This is a genomic window from Bacillus sp. AFS012607 (assembly GCF_002558005.1).
Classification (GTDB): domain Bacteria; phylum Bacillota; class Bacilli; order Bacillales; family Bacillaceae_G; genus Bacillus_A; species Bacillus_A thuringiensis_S.
On record NZ_NTVM01000006.1, the window covers coordinates 265,487 to 289,828 of the forward strand.

Below are 24,342 nucleotides of genomic sequence, written 5' to 3' on the forward strand. Positions count from 1 at the left end.
ATATTTTAAGAATCGCTGATATATTTAAATTATCGCCGGTATAATTTCATGTACTGTTTTTAACTGACAAAAGATAGGATACACATGTTACGTTATTCTATATAATCAAACAAAATACAGAGAAAAACAATCATTTTTACTATATTTTGTTATAAATTTGAATAATATTAATTAATACCATCCATTATAAGAGATTTTAGTTGAATACATACTATATGGTGTGTAAAATCTAAGCAAGTAGCAGTTTAAATATAAATTCGAGGTGAATGCATGCTAGATTTTAAGCAGTTAGAAGCGTGTTTGAAAGATAAGAGATTTGTAGACGGATTACAGGAAATAAATAATGAAATTGCATATATAAAAGAAACGAATACTTTATCCTATGTGAAGAATTGGCTTGCCAATATTCCTTCGCATAAGGAGTTTGATATATTAATTCGCCTTACTGATGAAGGGCTTATGCACCAATACAGTTCATTTCTCATTCGCTACGCTTATAAAAAATTCCCAAATATGAGAACGCTCTCTTTATATTGTGATGAGTTAATTGATGAGCGAAAAATTCTTGAAGCAGAGCAGTTGTTAAAATCTTCTTTAGAAGAGTTAGGTAAAGAAGAAATAGATGCAGATTTTTTAGCGAAAACATATTTTACGTTAGTACGATGTCTTTTAGAAATGAAACGAAACGAAGAAGCGCTAATGTATATGAAAAAAGCAGAGGAGTACAGTACACGTGCAGTCTTTGATAAATGGGGCTACGTTTATATGCATACAGGTGAATGGGAGAAAGCGGAAGAACAATTTATTGCTGGCATACAGCATGAAGATTGTGAAGAGTTATCTACCTATTTATTATCACAATTGTATGCGAATAAAGGGGAACAAAAACGTGCAATACAGTTAATTGATGATGCGATTGTAAAGTTTCCACAAGTACCATATTTTCATTTTGAGAAGGTAAAGTATTTATTAGATTTAGAGCAATATGAAGAAATGTTAGCGGTAATAGATAACATAAATACTCAGCTGCCATATCATGCCTATAATACTTACTTTGTACATTTACGTGCAGAAGCGTTGTACAAAATGAATAAGTTTGCAGATTTACAAAAGCTATTAAGAGAAGAAAAGAGTTTAAAAGAATCTTTATATCATAATTTAGAAAAAAATCCGGATGGAAAAAAGGTTCACTTGCCGATAGTTCCTATTGTACAAAAGGATAATTATTGTGTTCCGACAAGTTTAGAGATGATGTTGCGTATATGGGGAGAGAAACGTACACAAGATGAAATAGCAGAGTTTATTTTTGATATGACAGGTTCGAAGTTTTCAGATACTGTTTCTTATTTAGAAGAATTAGGTTATGAATATCGTTATTTTAAAGGGAATGAAGAGAATTATAAGAGACTGATTGACGAAGGAATTCCTGTTTTATTAAGTATAGATATTGAGCATGCTTCACACGTACAAGTTCTATCTGGATATGATGATACATTGCAAGCTTTCTATGTTCAAGATCCAAACTTTATAGAACCAGTTCTTGTGGAATATAGTAAATTACAAGAAAAATATCGTTATACAGGCTGTTTAGCAATCACGTTTGTTCCGAAAGAAAAGAAGGAGCAACTAGCGTTTCTAAGTGAAGAAGAAAATCGTTATTTTAAATCTATTTTTTCTCTTACGGATCATTTAGATGAACATGACAAAGAGGGAATTAGTAACTTAGTACAATTTTTAAAAGAAACGAGTGATAATCCAAATACGTGGTTATATACGATAAAGCACTTAGATGTTGAAGTAGATAAAGAATTTATTTTATATTGTATCAATAAGTTAATGGAAAAGTTTCCGAACTCGGACTTTGTTAAATTGCATGGTGCACAGTGTTTTATTCGTCTTCAGGAAGTAGACAAAGCCGAGCAAATGCTGACAAGCGTTGAGAAGAAAAATAATCGTGCATTATATCATTTGATAAATGGAAGATATGCTTTTGAGCAGGAAAGTTATATAGAAGCAATTTCAAGCTTTCGTTCATCGTTACAATTAGACGCAGATCAGCCTATTGCTTGGAGTTTTCTCGCTTTATCCTATATGTATATTGATCAATCTGAAAAAGCATTGCAATACTCTCAAGTTGCGTTAGAGCGTAGTCCTGAAAGGTTTACTTTAACGAATCACGGTATAATATTAATAGATTTAGAAAGATATGAAGAAGCATATGAAATCTTTAATGACTTGTTAAAAGAATATAAATATGAAGCACATGTATGGTATGAACGAGCGAGATGTGCACATCAACTAGGAAAATTATATTTAGCAATAAAAGGGCTTAAAGTAGCGATTCATTTGGATAGTAATGCACCTTACATTTATACAAAACTTTCGGAAATATACGAATCTGATTTGAAGGATGAGGAAAGTACGAAAGAAATTTTATTAAACGGTATTGAGAATTGTGATGATAAAGCATCTCTTTACGTAAAATTAGGTGACTATCATTTTCAAAATGATAGCTTGGAAGAAGCAGAAGTATTGTATAAGCGTGCTTTAGAAGAAAATGATGAGGATGTTTATTCTCACTTCGGACTTACACAAGTTTATATGGCAAGAGAACAATACAAGGAAGCAAAAGAATATATTCTTGGTCTTGAGAAGCAAATTGAAAAGAGCCAAGATTTCCTCATGAATGCAGGAATGGTTTTATGGGATGCTGAAATTGAACTTGGTGGAAATGAAGAAGGGTTTAAAGTAGCGCTATCTAAGTTAGAAAATGGTATAAAGAAAAGTGATTATAATGTAGCAAGTGCGTTAGATGAATATGTGAATCGAATTAAAGGAACGGAATTTGTACAACGAGGTATAGCGTTTTTAAGAACGTTACACAAAGAAAGAAATGAAGTAAGTGAGTACGGTTGTTATGCAGGTATTTTATATGAATCTATTGGACAGTACGGCCAAGCAATGAAAAGATATAGTAAGGCGATAGAACAAAAGGAAACGGCATTACCGTATTACCGAATTGGTGAAACACTTATGGCATTAGGACAATTGACGGAAGCAAAACAAGCGTATGAAACATGTTTAGAGCTTGATGGGAATTTCGTAGGTGTACATTTACAGCTTGCGGAAATATACGAAAAAGAAGAAAACCGTTTTAAAGAACAAAGTCATATGGTTCAGGCGATGAAAGAAGAGCCGTTGCATATTAATATGGAATATTTGGCACAGCTTTCAGTAGATATGAATCTTCAGGAAGAATTGTTGACTGAACTAGAACAATTAGCGGAAGAAGTACCTGAAATATGGCGTTTAGATGCGATTGCATATGTGCATGGTGCGATGAATGAAATAGATAAAGAACAAGCACAGATTGAATACGCGCTACAATTAGATGGTGAGCATATAGAAGTTCTATATCATTATGCAAAAGTATTAGTGAAAAAAAGAAATGTAAAAGCAATTGAAGTTGCAATGAAAGTAATACAAAAAGATTTTGATAATGAACGTATATTTGATGTTTATGTAAAAGCAGTAGAGCAACATAAAAAATTGTCTAACATACGAGATTTTCTTCATACGTTAAAGGTGAAAAAAGCAGAAAGAAGTACAGCATTCATGTATGCTGCAACTGTGGTTACGGAAATATGGATTGAACGCCAGCTGCATGAACAGCCGAAACGATCTATCATTACGAGAGCTTTTTATCGTATGAAAAATCGTGCGAAAGAAATTTCAATGGTTACTATGATAATTGATTTATATGAAATCTCTTTAAAGTTAAATCCGAAAAATAGTATGGCAGCACAGCGATTTGCGCTATTTTATGAGAATGTAGAGATGAATAAAGAAGCGATAGAGATTCTGCACACGTCACTAGAAAATAAATGGGATTATGAAGTAGCGAAGCAACTTGTAAATCTTTTCGTTGAGTGCGAGGAAGAAGATATGTTAAGAGATGCTTTGGAATTAACGAAGCAAATGGTTCGAGAACTACCAGATGATTATGATACTCTTCTTCTGCAAGCACAAGTATTCTTTAAAGCAGGGGAAGAAAGAAAAGCAGAAAAGATTACCTTACAATTAACGGAGCAAACACCGTTCGTAAGTAGAGCATTTCTTGCTTTAGGAGAAATATATCAAAGTCAAGAAAGGTTTGAAGAGGCAATTCAAGTATTAGAAAATGCTTCTATACATCATCCAAATGAAACAGTAATTCTTCTTTCTTTAGCGTCTTCATATCATGGTGCCGGCCAAACACTAAAGGCAGAAAAAATAACAAATGAAGTATTAACAATGGATGCAAGTGATTTGTTAGCAAGATATGATCGTGCTTGTTATTTAGCACAGTTAAATAGAAATGAAGAGGCGAAGGAAGAGCTTGAAATTGTCCTTCGTGAGGATGACTCGGGATTCTTTGTTGAACTTATTGAGGATGATGAAAATTTAGCAGCATTGCGAGAATTTGAAAAGTAATTGTATAAGAATAGGGGATAAGGATAAGAATATATTTTGAATTAGTTGACAATTAGTTGTCAAATGGCATAAAATAACTTTTAATAAAGTATACAAATCTGAAGACGAGAAAGAGTAAAATAGTGAACTGTTCTCCAGAGAGCCGGTATATTGCTGAAAGCCGGTGGGCAGAAGTTATTTGAAAATCATCTCCGAGGAGCCGAGGCTGAAAGTGAGTAAGCCCGGACGGATGTCTACCGTTACAAAGAACACGTATGATAGTACGTTGCTAAGCGCTATTAGTGAAAAGCTAATAGAATTAGGGTGGTAACGCGGGTAAACCCGTCCCTACTTCATAGGGGCGGGTTTTTTGTGTGCTTTTAAAACATTCAAAGGAGTGATTGTAGATGAAGAAAGTAGATGTAAAAGAGTCAGCTGTAGGGAGAGAAACACGTATTCGTAAGCAGTGGAACGAACAAAGCATTTTTGAACAATCAATTCAGAATCGAGAAGGCGCGCAATCGTTTGTGTTTTATGAAGGACCACCAACGGCGAACGGTTTACCACACGTCGGCCATGCACTTGGTCGGGCAATTAAAGATTTAGTAGCAAGATATAAAACGATGGCTGGTTATAAAGTAGTAAGAAAAGCAGGATGGGATACACACGGTTTACCTGTAGAACTAGGTGTTGAGAAGCAACTTGGTATTTCTGGTAAACATGAGATCGAAGAATATGGTATTGAACCATTTATTCAAAAGTGTAAAGAGAGTGTTTTCACATATGAAAAGCAGTGGCGTGAATTCACTGAAAGTATTGGTTATTGGGTAGATATGGATGATCCATATGTAACTTTAGAGAATCCATATATCGAAAGTGTATGGCATATTTTGGGGACGATCCATGAAAAAGGATTGTTATATAAAGGACATAGAGTTTCACCATACTGCCCAAGCTGCCAAACCTCATTGAGCTCACATGAGGTTGCACAAGGGTATAAAACAGTAAAAGATTTAAGTGCAACTGTGAAGTTTAAAGTGGAAGATAGTGAAAATGAGTATTTCTTAGGTTGGACAACGACACCTTGGACACTTCCAGCAAACGTAGCGCTTGCTGTCCATCCAAATATGGAATACGTTAAAGCAAAACAAGAAGGTCATGTATATATTGTTGCGAAAGAACGTGTACAAGAAGTATTAAAAGAGAATTATGAAGTATTATCTGTTCATAAAGGCGAAGAATTATTAAACACATCTTATGCAGCCCCATTTCCGATGAAAGAAGTTACAAATGGTTACCGCGTTATCGCAGCAGATTTTGTAACAGCAGATAGTGGTACAGGACTTGTTCATATTGCTCCAGCATATGGAGAGGATGATTATAGAGTCGTTCAAAGTGAAGGATTGTCATTCTTGCACGTTGTAGATGAAAAAGGTGAGTATACAGAAGCAGTACCATTTTTGAAAGGAAAATTTGTAAAAGATTGTGACGTGGATATCGTTCGTTATTTAGCGAAGGAAGGTTTACTGTATCATAAAGAAAAATATGAACATAGCTATCCGCATTGCTGGCGTTGTGATTCACCACTACTTTATTATGCAGGAGAAAGTTGGTTAATCCGAACAACTGCAATTAAAGATACATTTTTACAAAATAATGATTCTGTTACTTGGTATCCGGATCATATGAAACATGGACGATTTGGTAAGTTTTTAGAAAATATGGTGGACTGGAATATTAGCCGAAATAGATATTGGGGAACGCCATTAAACGTATGGGAATGTGAAAGTTGTAATCATCAGTTCGCACCGAAAAGCATTGCTGAATTAAGAAAGCATAGTACGAACGAAACACTAGAAGATTTGGAATTGCATAAGCCTTATGTAGATGAAGTGCAAGTCTGCTGCGGGAAATGCGGAGGAACAATGAATCGTACACCAGAAGTAATTGATGTTTGGTTTGATAGTGGTTCTATGCCATTTGCACAATATCATTACCCATTTGAAAATAAAGAGTTATTTGAAGAGCAGTTTCCAGCGGATGTTATTGCAGAAGGAATTGATCAAACACGCGGCTGGTTTTATAGTTTATTAGCAGTCTCAGCACTGTATACAGGAAAAGTACCGTATAAACGAGTGTTATCATTAGGGCATGTCTTAGATGAAGAAGGACAGAAAATGTCTAAAAGTAAAGGGAATGCACTAGACCCAGTTGATTTAGTAGATAAGTTTGGTGCAGATGCGCTAAGATGGGCTTTACTTGTTGATAGTGCCCCGTGGAATGCGAAGCGTTTTTCTGAAAGAACAGTACTGGAAGCGAAATCTAAATTTGTAGATACATTAGTCAATGTGTATAGCTTCTACGTTTTATATGCAAATTTAGATGAGTATAATCCGAAAGAAACGTATAATGTAAAGCTTACGAAATTAGACGAATGGGTATTATCAAGATTGCATAGTACAACGAAAAAAGTGAGAACAGCACTTGATGATTATCAATTTACGAATGCAGCTCGTGAAATTGCAGCACTTGTAGATGAAGTGAGTAACTGGTATGTAAGACGCTCACGTAATCGTTTCTGGGAATCTGGTATGAACGCTGAAAAAGCTGCTGCGTATGAGACACTTCATGAAGTACTTGTAACAATTAGTAAATTAATTGCACCATTCACACCGTTTGTCGCGGAAGACATTCATCTTAATTTAGAAGGAAGTAGTGTTCATTTAGCTGATTATCCAGTTGTAAATGAATTACTACTTCAGCCGAAATTAGAAGCGGAAATGGATGCTGTTTTACAAGTTGTTGAACTTGGAAGAAGTAACCGTAATCAGCATTCTTTAAAAGTAAAACAGCCGCTAGCAGAACTTGTATTACTTGAGCATAACGAGAATGATATGGATTGGGAATCTTATCGTGATATCGTTATGGATGAGTTAAATGTAAAAGCGTTCCATGTTGAACTCGATGAAACAAAATACACATCATATCAATTGAAGCTTAATTTTAAAACAGCGGGGCCGAAGTTCGGTAAAAATGTGAATGCAGTGAATGGTTGGCTAAAACAATTATCACAAGAAGAAGTGCAAAACTTTGTATCAACAGGAAGAGCAGTTTACGAAGCAACACCAGGAGAAGAAGTAGTTGTAACTGCTGAAGATGTGTTAGTTGAGAAAGTTGCAAAATCAGGATTTTCTAATACGACTAACGGACAATACACAGTTATGTTAGATACGAATGTAACGGAAGAATTGTTACAAGAAGGAGTAGCGCGTGAATTCATTCGTGCGGTTCAAGAATATCGTAAACAGTTGAATTTACCAGTTAATTTACGAGTCGATGTTATTCTCGATACAGAAGTAGAGCTACAGCGAACGTTAACGAACCATAAAGATTTATTGGAAGAAAACTTACTCGTTAAACAATTTACATTTGGTCACTTAACGAACGAAGACGATGAACTTTCTTTAGGTGAGACAAAACTTAGAATTAAATTAAGTGCGGCTAATTAAAGAAAAAAGGAAGTTGGAATGATTCCAACTTCCTTTTTTGTATGATTAGAATTTATTTGACTATACATTCGATAGGATTACTAGCAATTTTCTTTTTTCATAGCGTACCGAAAACAATACTGTAGAAATATATTTCTACAGTATTGTTTTCACTTTACACATAAATATTGAGAAAATTTCACTTACCTCAAATGGAAAGGTAATAGAATTGTCCATAGAGAATTACTCCTAGATTCAATTTTTATCCCTCCATTTTGTGGAGAATGATTGCTGAGTGGTAACGGGATAAGGTTGAGCTACTTTATTAGGGGGAGTGGTTCTATGTTTAATAAAAAAATGGTGGCAATGGCAATGACTGTGCCGTTAGTAATGGGGACGATTTCTACGGTTTCGGCATTGGAAAAACAACAGCAAGTAAAGTTAGAAGCTTATTCGCCACAGAAAAAAGCAACTGAATATTTAAAAGAAAATGCTGCGCAGTATGGATTGAAGGCAGACCTTTCAGACTTGCAATATATTTCTACAACAGAAACGTCAGTAGCTTCATATGTTAGGTTCCAACAAGTTGTTAACGGTGCTCCTGTATTTTCAAAACAAATTACAGTTACTCTTAACGGAGAAGGAAAGGGAGTACTCGCTGTTTCTGATTATCAGCCTGTTACAGGTGTGAAGGAAGTAACGACAAAAATTAGTGAAAAAGATGCAATACAAAAATCAATGGCGTATGTTGGAGAAGCAAGTGAGCAAAACTTATGGGCTCCTACAGAGAAAGAATTCGGATATATTGTTGAAGAAGGAATGGCTCGTCCAGTATATAAAGTTGTAGTCCATTCTAATAATCCATTTGGTGCATGGGAAACATTTATTGATGCAGAAAATGGAAAGTTAATTAAAAAGGTTGATATAAACCGAAAAGCTGAAGGATCAGGAAAAGTATTTTTACCTAACCCAGTAGTATCTAGCGGTAGTAAAGTAGGCTTAAAAGATAATAACGATGCAGATTCAACAGCTCTAACGAACCAACTGAAAACTGTTACGTTAAAAGGTTTAGATGGAACAGGATTTTTAATTGGAGAATATGTAACGATTTCTTCCAAAGCGAAAACAAAATCTACGAATTTACAATTTAACTATACACGTGCAAATGATAGCTTTGAAGATGTGATGTCGTATTATCATATCGATACATTACAGCGTTACATTCAAGGGTTAGGTTTTAAAAATATTAATAACCGTTCGATAAAAGTGAATGTTAATGGTACAACTGATGATAATTCATTCTATTCTCCATCAACAAAAGCTTTAACTTTCGGTACTGGCGGTGTTGATGATGCAGAAGATGCTGGTATTATCGCACATGAGTATGGGCATTCGATTCAAGATAACCAAGTTCCTGGCTTTGGTAGTTCAGCAGAAGGCGGAGCGATGGGAGAAGGATTTGGCGACTTCTTAGGTGCTACATATGAAGATGCAGTATCGACTACAGGATACGGAAAAGCATGTGTTGGAGAATGGGATGCGACAGCTTACTCTAGTTCAGATCCAACATGCTTACGCCGATTAGATACGAATAAAGTATATCCGAAAGATATAACGAATGAAGTGCATGATGATGGTGAAATTTGGGCACAAGGTCAATACGAAATGGCACAAGCTTTTGGCCGTGATGTAGCAACAAAAATCATTTTACAATCACACTGGTCATTAACACCAAACTCTAAATTCAGTGATGGAGCAAAAGCGATTAAGCAAGCAGATGCTCTTTTATATGGCGGACAACATGCTGCTGATATCGATCGTATTTGGGCAGCGAGAGGCATTAGTACGAATTAATATAAAAAGTCGTGGCATTATAAGCCACGACTTTTTAATTTGCTTACGAACTGGTACTAGTAAATAAAGCTATATCAATGATAGTGTGAATATATCCGTATCCCATTTACTTTTTAGCTTCTTTAAAAACAAAATGTTCTTTAAATTTTCTAGATTCAACTTTTTGACCATTTCGCATCAATCGGAATGGGTGTTCTTGCCATGTAATAATAACATCAACCTCATCCGCTTTTGTAGCAACAGGTAAATTAGCGTGTTCAAATCCAGTTTTTCCACTTGCTAAACGACTTTCCTTTAGGGAAAAGAGTTCATATTTCGTTTTCTTATTTGGTTCGTTGCGGAATACTTCGACGTTTACGTTATATACTTCACTATTCCCGATATTCTTTACTGAAAAATGATATGTTTGAAATTCATTTTTTTTAGCTTGAAGCATATTTTTGTTTGTTTTTTTCGGTTTATCAATATTCACTAGCCATTGACCAGAGTTTTGAGAGATTGGTAAAGATTTTGGTGAATAGGCGTATGTTTCGTTTACTACAATTAGGCAAAACAATAGGAGAAAGAAACTAATTGCTTTTTGCATATGCACACCTCGCTTTAAATTTGTTTATTAATATGCGTGAAAAATACGGTTTTTATGTAAAAATTGGGAAAATATTAGATGTGTAATTTCGGATTTGATACATAAGAATATGTATTACAAAATTAACTTTTCCCGTTTTAGAAGCAGTTAGGAGTTAGAAAATCAGAATGTTTCAAAAAAATTCTTGCATTTTATAAAGAGAGAAGTTAGAATACTCTGTAAATATAAAAAGTGATGATCAGGAAAAGTACATGGTGCAAAGGTCTACAGAGAGCAGCCGGTTGCTGAGAAGGTTGTGATACCGCATGATGGAAAGACACCTGTGAGTGTTGCTTTGAACGTGATTATTAGTAAAAGCAAACGGTACCTACCGTTATCAGGGCTAAGATGGTCAGTATGACAATTTGGGTGGTACCGCGGAAAAAAATCCGTCCCTATTTATAGGGGCGGATTTTTGTATTCTTTGAAAGGGGGTGAGTGACCGTGGATGATGACGATGACAACAATAACGTAAACAAATATAAAATTACTGGAGGGAAAAATAATGAATTCAATAATGAAGCGTTCACTCACAAAAGAATGTATGGAACAAAGTGGAAAGGTTGTATTACTTCAAGGATGGGTAAAAAAAATTCGGCATCTTGGAAATGTTAGTTTTTTATTATTACGGGACAGAACAGGAGTAATTCAATGTGTATTAGAGAATGGATTGGCTGGATATAAAGTTGATGTAGAAAGTGTTGTCCATGTAATCGGTGAAATAGTCGAGACGTCGAAAACAGAATTGGGTGTTGAAGTACTTGCTCATGAAGTGAAAGTAATAAACGGTGCAGAACCACTTCCATTTGAAATAAATAAAAAGAAGTTACAAGTGGGCTTAGATCAACTACTTAATGAGCGAGTAATATCATTAAGGCATGAGCGAACCGCAGCGATTTTTAAAGTGAAATCTACACTCGTTCAGAGCTTTAGTGAAATTCTTATAGAGAACGATTTCACACGGATCTTTACGCCGAAAATTGTTTCGCAAGGGGCAGAAGGAGGAGCAAATGTTTTTAAGCTTCCATACTTCCAAAAAGAAGCTTATTTAGCACAATCACCACAGTTCTATAAGCAAATGATGGTGGCAGGTGGGTTAGAACGAGTTTTTGAAATTGCACCTGTATATAGAGCGGAACATCATAATTCTTCCCGTCATTTGAATGAATATATATCGTTAGACGTAGAACTTGGTTTTATTCATGATTTTTATGAAGTGATGCAACTAGAAACGGATGTTTTACGATATATGTTTCAACAAGTAGCGAAAAAATGTGAAATAGAACTACAACTATTACAAATAGAAGTACCTGTTATTACTGAAATACCTAAAATTACATTGTTAGAAGCACAAGAAATTTTGAAAAGTAAGTATCGTAAAGAATCTCCTGTAGGGGATTTAGATACAGAAGGTGAAAAGTTACTAGGGAAATATGTAAAGGAAACATATAATAGTGAATTTGTTTTCATTACACATTATCCGAAAGAAGCGAGACCAATGTATACGATGCAAAATAAAGAGAATCCAGCTATTACTGATTCATTCGACTTATTATATAAAGGGTTAGAAATAACGTCAGGGGCACAGCGAATTCATAATTATGAAATGTTACTCGCTTCGTTTAAAGAAAAAGGATTACACCCAGAGAAATTTCAATCTTATTTAAATACATTCCGATACGGTTGTCCCCCGCATGGAGGTTTCGGAATTGGGTTAGAAAGGATTGTATATAAACTATTAGAATTAACAAATGTACGAGAGGCGAGTGCTTTTCCGAGAGATTGTACTCGTCTTATACCGTAAAAAGAATCTTCGCGATTATCGCGAAGATTCTTTTTATAGTTCGTTTGAAAAGATGAAAATATAGACTCTTTCTTTTGCTAATAAGCTTAGTAAAAGTGAGTTATCAATATGAACCATTTCGACAAAAAATTAATATACCCCTTGACAGTTACAAATATAACCGATATACTTCATATTAATTTCAAAAGAAAATATATTCTAAATATTACAATGTGTTGAATAGGAGTAGTAAGGTCATGTATTTGTACAGAGAGCTATGGGTTGGTGCGACATAGTCAAATGACATCCTGAACTCGCCTAGGAGCAGTAAGGTGGAACGGAATCACATTCTTAGTAAATCTTAACGGTTAACCTTCGATATTAGGTTTGTAATCAAACGATTACTACTAAGGTGGATTCATAATGGAATCAATAAGGGTGGTACCGCGTTAAGTAAATGGCTTAGCGTCTCTTTATATAGAGATGCTAGGCCATTTTTTTATTATATGGAAAAAGAAGTGGAGGGTTTATTTGGATAGGTCTATAAAATTTATTTATCTATATAAAAAGATTTAATTAGGAGGAAAATGAGATGAAACAAACGGAGCAATGGACTTCGAAATTAGGTTTTATAATGGCTGCAGCAGGATCAGCAATTGGACTTGGCGCAATATGGAAGTTTCCTTATATCGCCGGGAAGAGCGGGGGAGGAGCATTCTTTTTAATCTTTATATTATTTACTATATTAATTGGATTACCACTACTTATAGCTGAATTTATGATTGGACGTAGTACGCAGAAACAAGCAGTTGGCGCATTTAAAAGTATTGCACCAAATACAGGGTGGCACTGGATTGGACGCCTTGGTGTTGGAACGTGTTTTATACTACTTTCATTTTATAGTGTTGTAGGTGGATGGGTGTTAATTTATTTATTCAGAGGAATTACTGGACAACTAATTGCACCGGGACAAAATTACGGAGCATTATTTACTGAAACAATTGGGAATCCCACTTGGGCTATTATGGGACATTTCGCTTTTATGTTCATTACGATATGGGTTGTATCAAAGGGTGTACAAAACGGAATTGAAAAAGCAAGTAAATATATGTTGCCAGCATTGTTCGTTTTATTTGTCGCTCTTATTATTCGTTCGTTAACACTTGATGATGCTATGAAAGGTGTGAAGTTTTTCTTACAACCAGATTTCTCAAAGATTACTTCGGAAAGTATTTTGTTCGCAATGGGGCAATCATTCTTTGCAATTAGTATCGGGATTTCAATTATGGTTACCTATAGTTCCTATTTAAATAAAAAAGAAAGTTTACCAAAATCAGCAATAACAATTGTTGGATTGAATTTATTTGTTTCTTTATTTGCAGGTCTTGCCATTTTTCCGGCCGTATTTTCATTAGGAATGGAGCCGACAGAAGGACCTGGATTACTATTTATCGTATTACCATCTGTATTTAGTCAAATCCCATTCGGTGGATTTTTCTTAACAGTATTCCTTGCACTATTTACATTTGCGACATTAACATCGGCATTTTCTCTACTAGAAACTGTTGTTTCAGCATTAGCAAATGGTGAACAAGAAAAGAGAACGAAATTATCATGGCTGATCGGTTTCGGCATTTTCTTAGTAGGTATACCATCAGCGTTATCATTTGGAGTATGGAGTGATATTACGATTTTCGGAAAGAATATTTTTGATGCAGTAGACTTCTTATCTAGTAATATATTAATGCCACTTGGAGCACTATTTATTAGTATTTTCGTTTCATTCAAAATGGAAAAGAAGATACTAGAAGCAGAGTTTTTTGTAGGTGGAAATTATGGAAAGAAAGTATTTACTTGTTGGGCATTTTTACTTCGATTTGTAGCACCGCTCGCAATCATTATCGTCTTTTTAAATGTAATAGGGATTATTTAACAATAAATGTTATAATATTCAGTAAAAAAAGAAGATGGTGATGTTTATGGCGAATTTGATAGAAACAGGAGAGTATATGAATATTAGAGGGAAAAAGCTATACGTTGAAACACATGGAAATCCTAAAAATAAGCCAGTCTTATACTTGCATAGTGGACCAGGAGAGAGTTGTTATGATTTTTCATTTCATCAAGCGGAACGTTTAAAAGATTCTCTATATGTAATTATGATAGATCAAAGAGGTGTTGGTCGTTCAGAAAAAATTACTGAAGACGAAGCTTTTGGATTAAATGATTTGATTGAAGACTGTGAGGAATTAAAAAAAGTATTACAAATTGAGAAGTGGTCTATAATTGGACATTCTTTCGGTGGATATGTAGCATTGCTTTATGCGTCGATATATCCAAGTTCAATAGAGAAAATAATATTTGAAGGACCAACTTTTGATTTTGCATTAACAAGTAGAGCTTTGTTGCAAAAGACAGGGCATTTATTAAAAAAGTGTGGAAAAGAAGAAGTAGCAAAAGAGTGCTTTGCTTATTCATCTAGCGATGCTAGTTCAGAAGAGTTGTTAGAAGCTTATATAAGATTAAGCGCTGAATTAGAAGAAAAAAGAATGGAGATTTACAATAATAAGGAAGATAGGACAGATGAGAGTTTATACAGTGATGAAGAGTGGGAAATATTTTCAAATCGCTCCAAAATGCACTTTGATAGATTAAAATTAGAGGGAGCATGTCATACATCATTATTATCAAAAATAAAAGATGTACAAAATCTAATGTTATTAATAGTAGGAAAACATGATGTAGTAACGTGTGAAGAACAAATTAAAACATTTAATAAAGATGCCCGAAACGGCAAGTATATCGTATTTGAAGAGAGCGGTCATTCACCTCATTATGAGGAAGCAGATAGATTTGCAGAAACAGTCATACATTTTTTGAAATGAAGAAAAGGGTGCTTCTATAAATGAGAGGCACTCTTTCTAAATTTCTGGATATGTGATTGTGATGTTAGGCCACTTACTTTGCCAATTCTTTTTTATAACTCTGTTTTTGTACATATGTAGTCGTTCTTTCGATTTAAGAAAATGAGCTGTTGGTCTCACTTGTAAGGAAAGGACATCTTCAATACCACATGGGGCTGTTAATATAACATTGTTTAGTTCATCAAGTGTAACTCCTAAAGCCGTTGCTGTTTCAGGGAATTTAGAAATAGCATTAACAGAAGAAGAATATGGTGGCATATTATTCACTACATGCATACGAGCTTGATTTTTTACAGACCAAGGGATAGTAGCATCAATATTCATTAATTTCGTTTCTAATGATTGTTCGTATATCTCATCTTGATGTAGACTATCATAATAAATCACATCAACATCAGGCATAGCCGTTTTAGCTTCATAGTCATGTAAAGTATCCCAAATTTTAGAACGAACAAAGCCGGCACAAACCCACCAATCAGGTAACTCTAGTGATTTTGCCATTTGTAATACATTCATCATCCATTCGTCGTTTTCTATTAAGCGAATTATATCTTTCTCTGTTTTGATCTTCATTGATAAATTCACCTTTCTAGTAAATTAATGCATAAGTTCAATAATCCATAAAATCCAGTAAGCACCTGGTACAAATAGTAGTTGTGCCAATAATGTGCCGAGAAGTCTAGAAATCATTAGCCAACCATACATTTTACTCATAGATTCAGCACCGCTTTCTGATTGTAAAGCACGTTCTGTTAAAAGAGCAATGCGTGGATCGAGTAATACAGTTAATAAAATAGTGGCGAAACCATTTACAAGGCCAGAAGCTGTACTTGCATTTGTTGCATAATCTGGATTTAAAAAAGAAGCGTAAAGGGCAGAAAGTACCCCAGCTGTATAAATAGCAGTAGCAAACATGTTAATAAGCATAATACGCTTTGGAATACCACCGATACGCAGTCTATGAATCATTTCTAACTTTGGAAAGCGGACATATTTTTTTGTGTACTTTAATTTTTGAATGTTATTCGTTTTCATCATTCGAATGAAAGAACCGTCTGTTTCAAAGTTTTGAATGACATATCCAAATAGTTTTGTCAAAGTTGGATACAGTATAATCGCAAGCAATGTACCGATAGAAGCAGATAATAGTACAAGACGTATAATATGCTCTAAATCAATAGAAGGATCTAGTTTTGCTTCGTCCACAATCCCGCCAAGTAAAAAGGCTTGTAGTAAGTTTGACGTTCTTGAAATGAGTAATACGATTCCTACGACGGATAATGCGACAGCAATCTTCTTTAAACGAACCCCCGCTAATCGAATACTATAAGAGCTTGTTTCAACTGCGTGGATTACAATTGTGAAAGCCATTATAAAAATTAACGTAATTGACATTTGTTTCACCAGTTTCTATTAAAATAATTGTAACTTTTTTACTTTATCATATCTATCGTATTTTGTAACTGAAAGTATGTGACATATGGAAATTGATTTTTCGAAAAAATAGATAATGATAGTATAATAGGGAGAAGTGGAAGAGATGTTAGCAGTTATTTATACAGCAAATTAAGTGGAGGAATGAAACATGTATAAAACATTTCTATTTGATTTAGATGGAACTTTAACGGATCCGAAAGAAGGGATTGTAAATTCGGTTTTGTATGCGTTAAAAAAAGTAGGAATTGAAGAAGTACATATAAGTGAGTTAGATTCATTTATAGGTCCTCCTATTCAGCAATCATTCGTAGAGAGATATAATATGAGTGAAGGAGAGGTTGAACGTGCAGTTTTTTACTTCCGTGAGTATTTAAAGCAGCGTGGATTGTTTGAAAATAATGTATACGAGGGGATTCTGAAGCTCTTGCAACAATTAAAAAGTTCAGGAAATCGCATATTCGTAGCTACTTCAAAGCCCACTGTATTTGCGAAACAAGTTATAGAGCATTTTCAATTAACGAATTATTTCGAAGATATCATTGGAAGTAATTTAGATGGTACGAGAATAAAAAAAGAAGAAATAATTGCTCATATTTTACAAACAAATGAAGAACTAAATAAAGAAGAAATGATAATGATTGGTGATAGAAAGCACGATATAATAGGTGCGAATCAGAATGGAATTGCTTCAATTGGTGTTTTATATGGCTATGGCTGTGAGAAAGAACTGACTGAAGTTAGTGCGACTTACATAGTGAAAGATGTTGAAGAACTGTATCATTTTTGTGTAAGAAAAATTTTAATAAATCAGTAAATATAGGTACTAACAATCCCTTTATAACGTATGATGAGGAATTCGTTTCTGTTTAAAGGGATTTTTCATATGTAATCGAATATTTATAATTAGACATTTTTAGCATGAAAAAATTGTATGAATAAGAGGAGGGATGTCAGAATTAAAAGATTAGTAGAAGTTTATCAATAAATTTTAGAATATTCTGTTTAATGGAGGGGTAAAATTGGAGTTAGTTATTATATTATTAGCACTAAGTTTACTTATGTTCGTAGCATATAGAGGCTTTTCTGTTATTTTATTCGCACCGATATTTGCATTATTTGCAGTATTTTTGACAGAACCTAGTTATGTATTACCTTTCTTTTCTAATATCTTTATGGAGAAAATGGTTGGATTTATAAAGTTATATTTTCCTGTGTTTTTATTAGGAGCAATATTTGGAAAAGTAGTGGAAATGTCAGGAATTGCAGATTCTATCGCAAAAACGATTATTGAGTTAGTTGGTGAAAAACGTACTATATTAGCGATTGTATTAATGGGGGCTATTTTAACGTATAGTGGTGTTAGTGTGTATGTAGTAGTGTTTGCTGTTTATCCGTTCGCAGCTAAGTTGTTTCGACAAGCTAATATTCCAAAGCGTTTAATCCCTGGAACGATTGTTCTTGGAGCAGTAACGTTTACAATGGATGCGCTACCTGGATCACCACAAATTCAAAATGTAATACCTACAACATTTTTTAAAACGAATATTTATGCTGCACCGATACTCGGCATTGTAGGAGCAATTTTTGTTCTTACATTAGGTTTACTATATTTAGAGAGTAGACGTAAGAAGGCAAAAGCGGCAGGTGAAGGATATTTTGGTTTTAATGATGGAAATACTGAAATGGCAGCATCTTTGCAATTAGAACAAAAAAATATGCCATTAATTAATAACATTGAAATTACAAGAGCACAACAACTTATTGCATTTATACCACTTATTTTAGTAGGTGTAATGAATAAAGTGTTTACTATTATGATACCAAAGTGGTATCCAAGCGGTTTTGATTTTTCTGCAATTGGTATGAAAGCATTTGGAAAAGTAGAATTAAGTGCAGTAGTAGGAATTTGGTCTGTAGAATTGGCACTTATTATAGGGATCTTAACAACGTTATTATTATATTGGAAGCGAGTAGTAACAGGTTTCCAAGCTGGATTGAATACAAGTATTGGTGGAGCGCTACTTGCAACGATGAATACAGGAGCTGAGTTTGGATTCGGTGGTGTCATTGCAGCACTTCCAGGCTTCGTAATTATGAGAGATGGCATCTCTGCTACTTTCACAAATCCGTTAGTGAATGGTGCAGTAACGACGAATATTTTAGCTGGAATTACAGGCTCTGCATCAGGAGGAATGGGAATAGTATTAAGTGCAATGGGAGATAAATTTATTGCAGCGGCCAATCAATTTGATATTCCATTAGAAGTTATGCACCGTATCGTATCAATGGCATCAGGAGGAATGGATACACTACCGCATAACGGGGCTATTATTACTATTCTTACAGTAACAGGATTAACACATAAACAGTCCTATAAAGATATATTTGCTATTACAATTTTGAAAACGGTTGCTGTATTTTTAGTTATCGCGTTCTATACTTTAACAGGACTCTATTAAAAATTCGAATCGTAAAGATTCATCAAATCGATAATTTATATCATAAAATATTAAATAGGATAAGAAGGGGTGGAGTACTTGCAAGAAGTTTCTGAGTTTCGTATGCCAAAGTCGGTATTATATGGAAGGAATTCGCTTGAAAAACTTGGGGAACAATCAAAAAAGTTAGGGAAAAGAGCTTTTATAGTTACTGATACAATTATGGAGAAATTAGGATATCTTGAAAAGTGTATACAACAACTAAATAAGAAAAGTATTACTGTTAGTACATATAATAAAGTGGATGCTGAACCTACAAATATACACGTGTTAGAAGCCTTATCTCTTTGTAAAGAGGAAAAGTGTGATTTTATTATCGGTATTGGTGGTGGAAGTTGTATTGATGCTGCGAAAGCAGTAGCGGTTTTATATACAAATGGTGGAGAAGTTGAGGATTATGTCGAAAAGGATATTGAAATAGAAAACAATCCACTACCACTTATTGCAATTCCAACAACTTCTGGTACTGGATCGGAAGTTACAAGTGTAGCAGTAATTACGAATAAAAAAACAGATGTAAAAATGATGATGAAGCATCCTAGTTTTATACCGAAAGTAGCAATTATAGATCCAGTTTTGACAAGTTCGTTACCACCACAAATTACGGCAGCAACAGGAATAGATGCGTTATGTCATGCGATTGAAGCTTATATTTCTAAATTTTCACAGCCACTTACAGATGTACTTGCTCTTTCAGCTATTGAAAGTATTATGAAATATTTACGTATAGCATATGAAGATGGACGTAATATGGAGGCAAGAGAAGCGATGATGATTGCTTCCTTACAAGCTGGAATTGCATTTTCTAATGCATCAGTTACATTAGTTCATGGAATGTCAAGGCCAGTGGGAGCATTATTTCATGTACCGCATGGAATATCAAATGCCATACTATTACCTACAGTGTTAGAGTTTACAAAAACAAGTGCAGTGAAAAGGTTAGCAAAAATTGGACGTAGTTTAAATAAGGATTTGTATTCGAATTCTGATGAGGAAGTAGCAGACTACACGCTTGGGGAAATAAAAAAACTTTGCTTTGATCTTCGTATTCCAAATTTAAAAGAATATGGAATCGATGAAATTGAATTTGAAAATGCTATTTCTAAAATGGCATCAGATGCAATTGAAAGTGGTAGCCCAGCTAATAACCCACGTGTTCCATCATATGATGAAATCAAAGCGTTGTATCGAGAGTGTTTTAATTATAAGTATAAAGAATTTATAAAAACATCAGATTGTTAATTTCAGAATATTCTATAAAAATTTCCTTGGAAATGAAAGTACAATTACTCTTTATTATTTCCATATTAAATTCCGTAAAACAAGACTTTATATTTCAAACTTAAAGTCTTGTTTTATTATGTATAATATATACAATAAAACGTTGTTATTAGTTTTATAAAAAAGTTTAGGTAGGTGTTGTTTATATGAAAACGATAGGTCTTATAGGTGGTATGAGTTGGGAATCAACTTCTGAATATTATCGAATTATTAATGAAGAAATAAAAGAGAGATTAGGAGGGCTACATTCAGCAAAATGTTTGATTAATAGTGTGGATTTTGAAGAGATTGAACGATGTCAGTCTAGCGGAGATTGGGATGGTGCTGGAGAAATTCTAGGGAATGCGGCATATTCATTACAAAAGGGAGGAGCAGACTTTATAATCATTTGTACAAATACAATGCATAAGGTAGTTGGAAAAATAAAGGCGAAAATTGATATTCCAGTCTTACATATTGCTGATGCAACTGCAAAAGCAATTAAAAGAAAAGACATTCAAAAGGTTGGTCTGCTTGGAACTACATATACAATGGAGCAAGATTTCTATAAGTCACGTATAGAAGAAAATAATATAAAAGTAATAGTACCATCAGAAAAAAATAGAAAAGAAATAAATAAAGTAATATATACAGAATTATGTTTAGGAAAAATAGTATCTCAATCTAGAGAATATTATAAAAGAGTCATCGAAGAGTTAGTGCAAAAAGGAGCACAGGGAATCATATTAGGTTGTACAGAAATAGGGTTATTAATAAAGCAAGAAGACGTATCTGTCCCGATATTTGATACGACTCATATACATGCAATTGAAGCAGTCAAGGTAGCTCTAGATAGAATGTAATTATATTATGTAAACTAAATTCATATATCTGGAAAACATTCAGAAAATATTTTATAATGTAAGTGGTTACATTTAAGGGGGAATGCGCATGTTTTCAGTTCAACCAATCGCATTTGTACATAATGAAAGAAAGGAAATAAAAGATGATGAGTGGGGAGAAGTAAGATCCCGTATAACTTTAACTGAAATGTATGCAGAAGAAAGTATACAAGGGATTGAAGATTTTTCTCATATTGAAGTTGTTTTTTATTTTCATAAAGTAACTGACGAGCAAATTCAGTATTTTGCTAGACATCCTAGAAATAATAAGGATTATCCTGAAGTAGGTATTTTTGCACAGCGCGGGAAAAATCGCCCGAATCGCATAGGTGTAACAATTGTAAAGGTGATCAAAAGAGAAGGTAAATCAATTATTGTTGAGGGATTAGATGCTATTGATGGCACTCCTATATTGGATATAAAACCAATAATGAAAGAGTTTATGCCGAAAGAAGAAATACACCAGCCTAAATGGGCAACGGATATAATGAGACAGTATTGGAAGGGGAATGGAGTAAAATGAGAATATATGAGGCAACAATTGCAGATTTAGATGGACTAGCATCAGTTTTTAATAACTATCGCATGTTTTATAGGCAGGATTCTGATTTAGAAGGGGCAAAAGTATTTTTACGAAACCGAATTGAGAAAAAAGAGTCCGTTATTTTCGTAGCAGTTGAAGACGGCGAATATATTGGGTTCATACAACTATATCCATCATTTTCTTCCATTTCAATGAAAGAATTATGGATTTTAAATGATTTATTTGTACAAGCGGCGAAGCGTGGAGCCGGAACAGGTAAAAAATTATTAGAAGCTGCTAAAGAATACGCATTAGAAAATGGAGCAAAAGGTGTAAAATTACAAACAGAGATTGATAATTTATCAGCACAACGATTATATGCTGAAAATGGTTATTTGAGAGATAATCGTTATTTCCATTACGAATTAACGTTTTAAAAAATTAAGTTGAAAGAGGCATTTTCAAGAAAAAGAATTTCTTTGTAATGAGAAATTCTTTTTTATTTTTGCCTAAATTAAAAAGTATGACAATAACGATAAAACGATATTTATTTATTGTTAAACGATAAATTATGTGGTAAAATTATGTTGTCATTAAATAAGTGAGTTATTGTAAATGAATCTTAAATGAAGTTCAACAACGTTCTTAAAAGTAATTATTTTTCTTTCTGGAATTGCAGTGCTTGCCTTATGCATATTTTTAGTGCCGGAAATGGCGAATTTTGTAGCGAATTTGTATCGAATTTGTATCCTAATATCGCTCCGATAAAATATCTTGTTTTCATTGTGATGTATGGAGCAGCTGTGCCTTTTTATGTTGCTCTTTATCAGGCTTTCAATCTTTTACAGTATATTGACGAGAACACAGCGTTCTCGGAATTATCTGTAAAGTCGTTAAAGAATATAAAGCGCTGTGCAGTTACAATCAGTGGTTTGTATGTATTAGGTTTGCCACTTTTTCATTTTATAGCGAAGAAAATGGAACCTCCTATTGGGTTAGTGGGACTTATTATCATTTTTGCTTCGTTCGTTAGCGCTGTTTTTACCGCTATCCTTCAACGCCTTCTACAAGAAGCAATTAACATAAAATCAGAAAATGATTTGACAGTTTGAGGTGGCGGATATGACAATTATTATTAATATTGACGTCATGTTAGCAAAATGAAAGATGAGTGTAACGGAGCTTTCGGAGAAGGTTGAAATTACGATGGCGAATCTTTCTATTTTGAAAAATGGGAAAGCAAAAGCGGTTCGTTTTTCAACATTAGAAGCGATATGTAAAGCTTTGGAGTGTCAGCCAGGGGATATTTTGGAGTATAAAAACGATGAGAATACTCAATAAAAACAGATAACAAATGTAAATAATAGAAGTCAATAAAGAAGGGATAGCCACTAAGCTATTCCTTCTTTACGTTAATTGCTGTTAGTAATAAAAAATATAATTTGAATTGCAATGTCTGCTTATCAAAAGGGAACTTGCTACCTTTGTATTATAGTTGATTTAAAACCCAGTTTGTTGCATCTTCAAAGTTATCTGCAATGTAGTTTGGTTCAATATGTGCCCATTTGTCTCGGTACGTATGCAAAGCATCATACCCAGCGCCTGTTCGGACTAGAATCGTTGTCGCATTTACTTTTGCTCCTGCAACAATATCAGTCCAGCGATCACCAACTACAGCACATTGTGTTAAATCAAGCCTATGTTTTTTTGCTGCTTTAAGCAGCATGCCTGTACTCGGTTTACGGCATTCACAACCATCACCGTGTTTATGAGGACATACATAAATATCATCAAAACCGAAGCCTTTTAATTCTTGTACAAAATCGGCTACAGTTGCTATTCCATCTGCAATCCCAGGTTGATTTGTGAAAGAGAAAATTTTTATATTCTTAGCTTTTAGTTTTTGCAAGGATGTTTTTGTGAATGGAAATAATGTAAAAGATCCTGGATAATGTATTGTAGTGTCACCACCAATTGTACCGTCACGATCAATGAAAATTGCTTTAATGTTTGTCATAGTTATAGCCCCTTCAATTTATAAGTAGTTTAAAAATGTTTTACAAATCGGTAGCCATTTACCTCATAGCCTAATTTTTTGTAAAAAGGATGAGCTTCTACTCTTTTTGTTCCACTAACTAGCCATGTGCCAATGCAATTATGTTTCTTTGCTAATTGTTCTGCATAATCCATCAAAACTTGTCCAATGCCTTTACGTCGTATGTTAGAATCAACGCTAATAATTGAAATCTCTCCATAACGTGTTACATCTTCTAAATTTTCACGTATACGAAATCCAAGTAATCCAAATATAGTTTCTTCTTCCTCGTAAACATATAAAAAATCAAACGGACTCATTTGTACGAATTGTAATCGATTGTTCATATCTTCATAGGAAATAGAGGAACCTTTTAATTCTTTTGTTAAAGAACAAAGTGCGTCTATATCATCTATCGTTGCTTCACGAATTTGAAAAGACATATTATCCACTCCAATAAAATGTAATCAAACATTTAGTATTCTGTTAAAAAATGTTTTTTCCTGCCATAAAAATAAATATTTTATAATGATATATAGATAGTTATATGTTATTCTTTTC

18 protein-coding genes, 1 pseudogene and 3 other annotated features are annotated in these 24,342 nt (G+C 34.0%); of the genes and pseudogenes, 14 read left to right on the plus strand and 5 right to left on the minus strand.

The features are described from left to right. Positions 1 to 270 precede the first annotated feature (270 nt). The 3 genes from CN409_RS06060 (at position 271) to CN409_RS06070 (ending at position 9,794) form a co-directional block, all read left to right on the plus strand. Positions 271 to 4,473, plus strand: coding sequence for a bacteriocin-processing peptidase family protein (locus tag CN409_RS06060; RefSeq protein WP_097980864.1), 4,203 nt, complete (start codon positions 271 to 273; stop codon positions 4,471 to 4,473). A gap of 92 nt (positions 4,474 to 4,565) precedes the next feature. Beyond that, positions 4,566 to 4,805, plus strand: a binding site (T-box leader). A gap of 54 nt (positions 4,806 to 4,859) precedes the next feature. Beyond that, a complete protein-coding gene (ileS, locus tag CN409_RS06065; RefSeq protein WP_086391036.1) occupies positions 4,860 to 7,961 on the plus strand; it encodes an isoleucine--tRNA ligase in 3,102 nt (1,033 codons plus the stop codon). A gap of 321 nt (positions 7,962 to 8,282) precedes the next feature. Continuing rightward, positions 8,283 to 9,794, plus strand: coding sequence for a M36 family metallopeptidase (locus CN409_RS06070; protein ID WP_000482263.1), 1,512 nt, complete (start codon positions 8,283 to 8,285; stop codon positions 9,792 to 9,794). Positions 9,795 to 9,900: 106 nt separating this feature from the next. Here CN409_RS06070 and CN409_RS06075 read toward each other — a convergent pair whose 3' ends face one another. Next, entirely contained in the window at positions 9,901 to 10,380 is a 480-nt protein-coding gene (locus CN409_RS06075) for a hypothetical protein (protein ID WP_081143858.1), read from the minus strand. 225 nt (positions 10,381 to 10,605) lie between these two features. Continuing rightward, positions 10,606 to 10,819, plus strand: a binding site (T-box leader). Between the two features lie 105 nt (positions 10,820 to 10,924). On the opposite strand from CN409_RS06075, the gene aspS reads away from it, so the two are divergent. From aspS to CN409_RS06095, 3 genes are all read left to right on the plus strand, one after another. Beyond that, positions 10,925 to 12,223 carry an aspartate--tRNA(Asn) ligase gene (aspS, locus tag CN409_RS06085; RefSeq protein ID WP_001084710.1) on the plus strand — a complete coding sequence of 433 codons (1,299 nt, stop codon included), beginning with the start codon at positions 10,925 to 10,927 and terminating at the stop codon, positions 12,221 to 12,223. A 206-nt stretch (positions 12,224 to 12,429) separates the two neighbouring features. Next, positions 12,430 to 12,678 (plus strand) — a binding site (T-box leader). A gap of 116 nt (positions 12,679 to 12,794) precedes the next feature. Beyond that, positions 12,795 to 14,135, plus strand: coding sequence for a sodium-dependent transporter (locus tag CN409_RS06090; protein ID WP_000814513.1), 1,341 nt, complete (start codon positions 12,795 to 12,797; stop codon positions 14,133 to 14,135). Between the two features lie 46 nt (positions 14,136 to 14,181). Then, complete coding sequence (locus tag CN409_RS06095) at positions 14,182 to 15,087, plus strand: alpha/beta fold hydrolase (RefSeq protein WP_097980865.1); 906 nt, start codon at positions 14,182 to 14,184, stop codon at positions 15,085 to 15,087. Positions 15,088 to 15,123: 36 nt separating this feature from the next. Here the strand turns inward: CN409_RS06095 and CN409_RS06100 are convergent, their stop codons facing one another. After that, on the minus strand, positions 15,124 to 15,699 hold the full coding sequence (locus CN409_RS06100) for a nucleotidyltransferase family protein (protein WP_000695364.1): 576 nt from the start codon (positions 15,697 to 15,699) through the stop codon (positions 15,124 to 15,126). A gap of 24 nt (positions 15,700 to 15,723) precedes the next feature. Next, the gene (locus CN409_RS06105) at positions 15,724 to 16,521 is read right to left on the minus strand and encodes a lipid II flippase Amj family protein (RefSeq protein WP_000028912.1); all 798 of its coding nucleotides are present in this window, start codon (positions 16,519 to 16,521) and stop codon (positions 15,724 to 15,726) included. Positions 16,522 to 16,711: 190 nt separating this feature from the next. Here CN409_RS06105 and CN409_RS06110 point away from each other — a divergent pair, with 190 nt between their 5' ends. The 8 genes and pseudogenes from CN409_RS06110 (at position 16,712) to CN409_RS06145 (ending at position 23,087) form a co-directional block, all read left to right on the plus strand. Beyond that, the gene (locus CN409_RS06110; RefSeq protein ID WP_000278487.1) at positions 16,712 to 17,377 is read left to right on the plus strand and encodes an HAD family hydrolase; all 666 of its coding nucleotides are present in this window, start codon (positions 16,712 to 16,714) and stop codon (positions 17,375 to 17,377) included. Between the two features lie 205 nt (positions 17,378 to 17,582). Next, entirely contained in the window at positions 17,583 to 19,022 is a 1,440-nt protein-coding gene (locus CN409_RS06115; protein WP_000424339.1) for a GntP family permease, read from the plus strand. Positions 19,023 to 19,100: 78 nt separating this feature from the next. Further along, entirely contained in the window at positions 19,101 to 20,303 is a 1,203-nt protein-coding gene (locus CN409_RS06120; protein WP_001158664.1) for an iron-containing alcohol dehydrogenase, read from the plus strand. Between the two features lie 185 nt (positions 20,304 to 20,488). Continuing rightward, positions 20,489 to 21,184 carry an aspartate/glutamate racemase family protein gene (locus tag CN409_RS06125; protein WP_000848566.1) on the plus strand — a complete coding sequence of 232 codons (696 nt, stop codon included), beginning with the start codon at positions 20,489 to 20,491 and terminating at the stop codon, positions 21,182 to 21,184. Between the two features lie 88 nt (positions 21,185 to 21,272). Further along, positions 21,273 to 21,746, plus strand: a complete 474-nt coding sequence (locus tag CN409_RS06130) for an SAM-dependent methyltransferase (protein ID WP_000493250.1) — start codon at positions 21,273 to 21,275, stop codon at positions 21,744 to 21,746. Next, positions 21,743 to 22,183 (plus strand): GNAT family N-acetyltransferase, encoded by a 441-nt coding sequence (locus tag CN409_RS06135; RefSeq protein WP_097980866.1) that lies wholly within the window; start codon positions 21,743 to 21,745, stop codon positions 22,181 to 22,183. Before CN409_RS06130 ends, CN409_RS06135 begins: the two co-directional genes overlap by 4 nt. A 217-nt stretch (positions 22,184 to 22,400) precedes the next feature. Next, positions 22,401 to 22,858, plus strand: a pseudogene (locus tag CN409_RS06140) (DUF2975 domain-containing protein). A 55-nt stretch (positions 22,859 to 22,913) separates the two neighbouring features. Further along, entirely contained in the window at positions 22,914 to 23,087 is a 174-nt protein-coding gene (locus CN409_RS06145) for a helix-turn-helix domain-containing protein (RefSeq protein ID WP_015945765.1), read from the plus strand. Positions 23,088 to 23,235: 148 nt separating this feature from the next. Here the strand turns inward: CN409_RS06145 and CN409_RS06150 are convergent, their stop codons facing one another. Together CN409_RS06150 and CN409_RS06155 are read right to left on the minus strand one after the other, a co-directional pair. Then, positions 23,236 to 23,763, minus strand: coding sequence for an HAD-IIIA family hydrolase (locus CN409_RS06150; RefSeq protein WP_097980867.1), 528 nt, complete (start codon positions 23,761 to 23,763; stop codon positions 23,236 to 23,238). Between the two features lie 29 nt (positions 23,764 to 23,792). Next, positions 23,793 to 24,224: a GNAT family N-acetyltransferase gene (locus CN409_RS06155; RefSeq protein WP_016077782.1), complete on the minus strand. Its 432-nt coding sequence runs from the start codon at positions 24,222 to 24,224 to the stop codon at positions 23,793 to 23,795. Positions 24,225 to 24,342 lie beyond the last annotated feature (118 nt).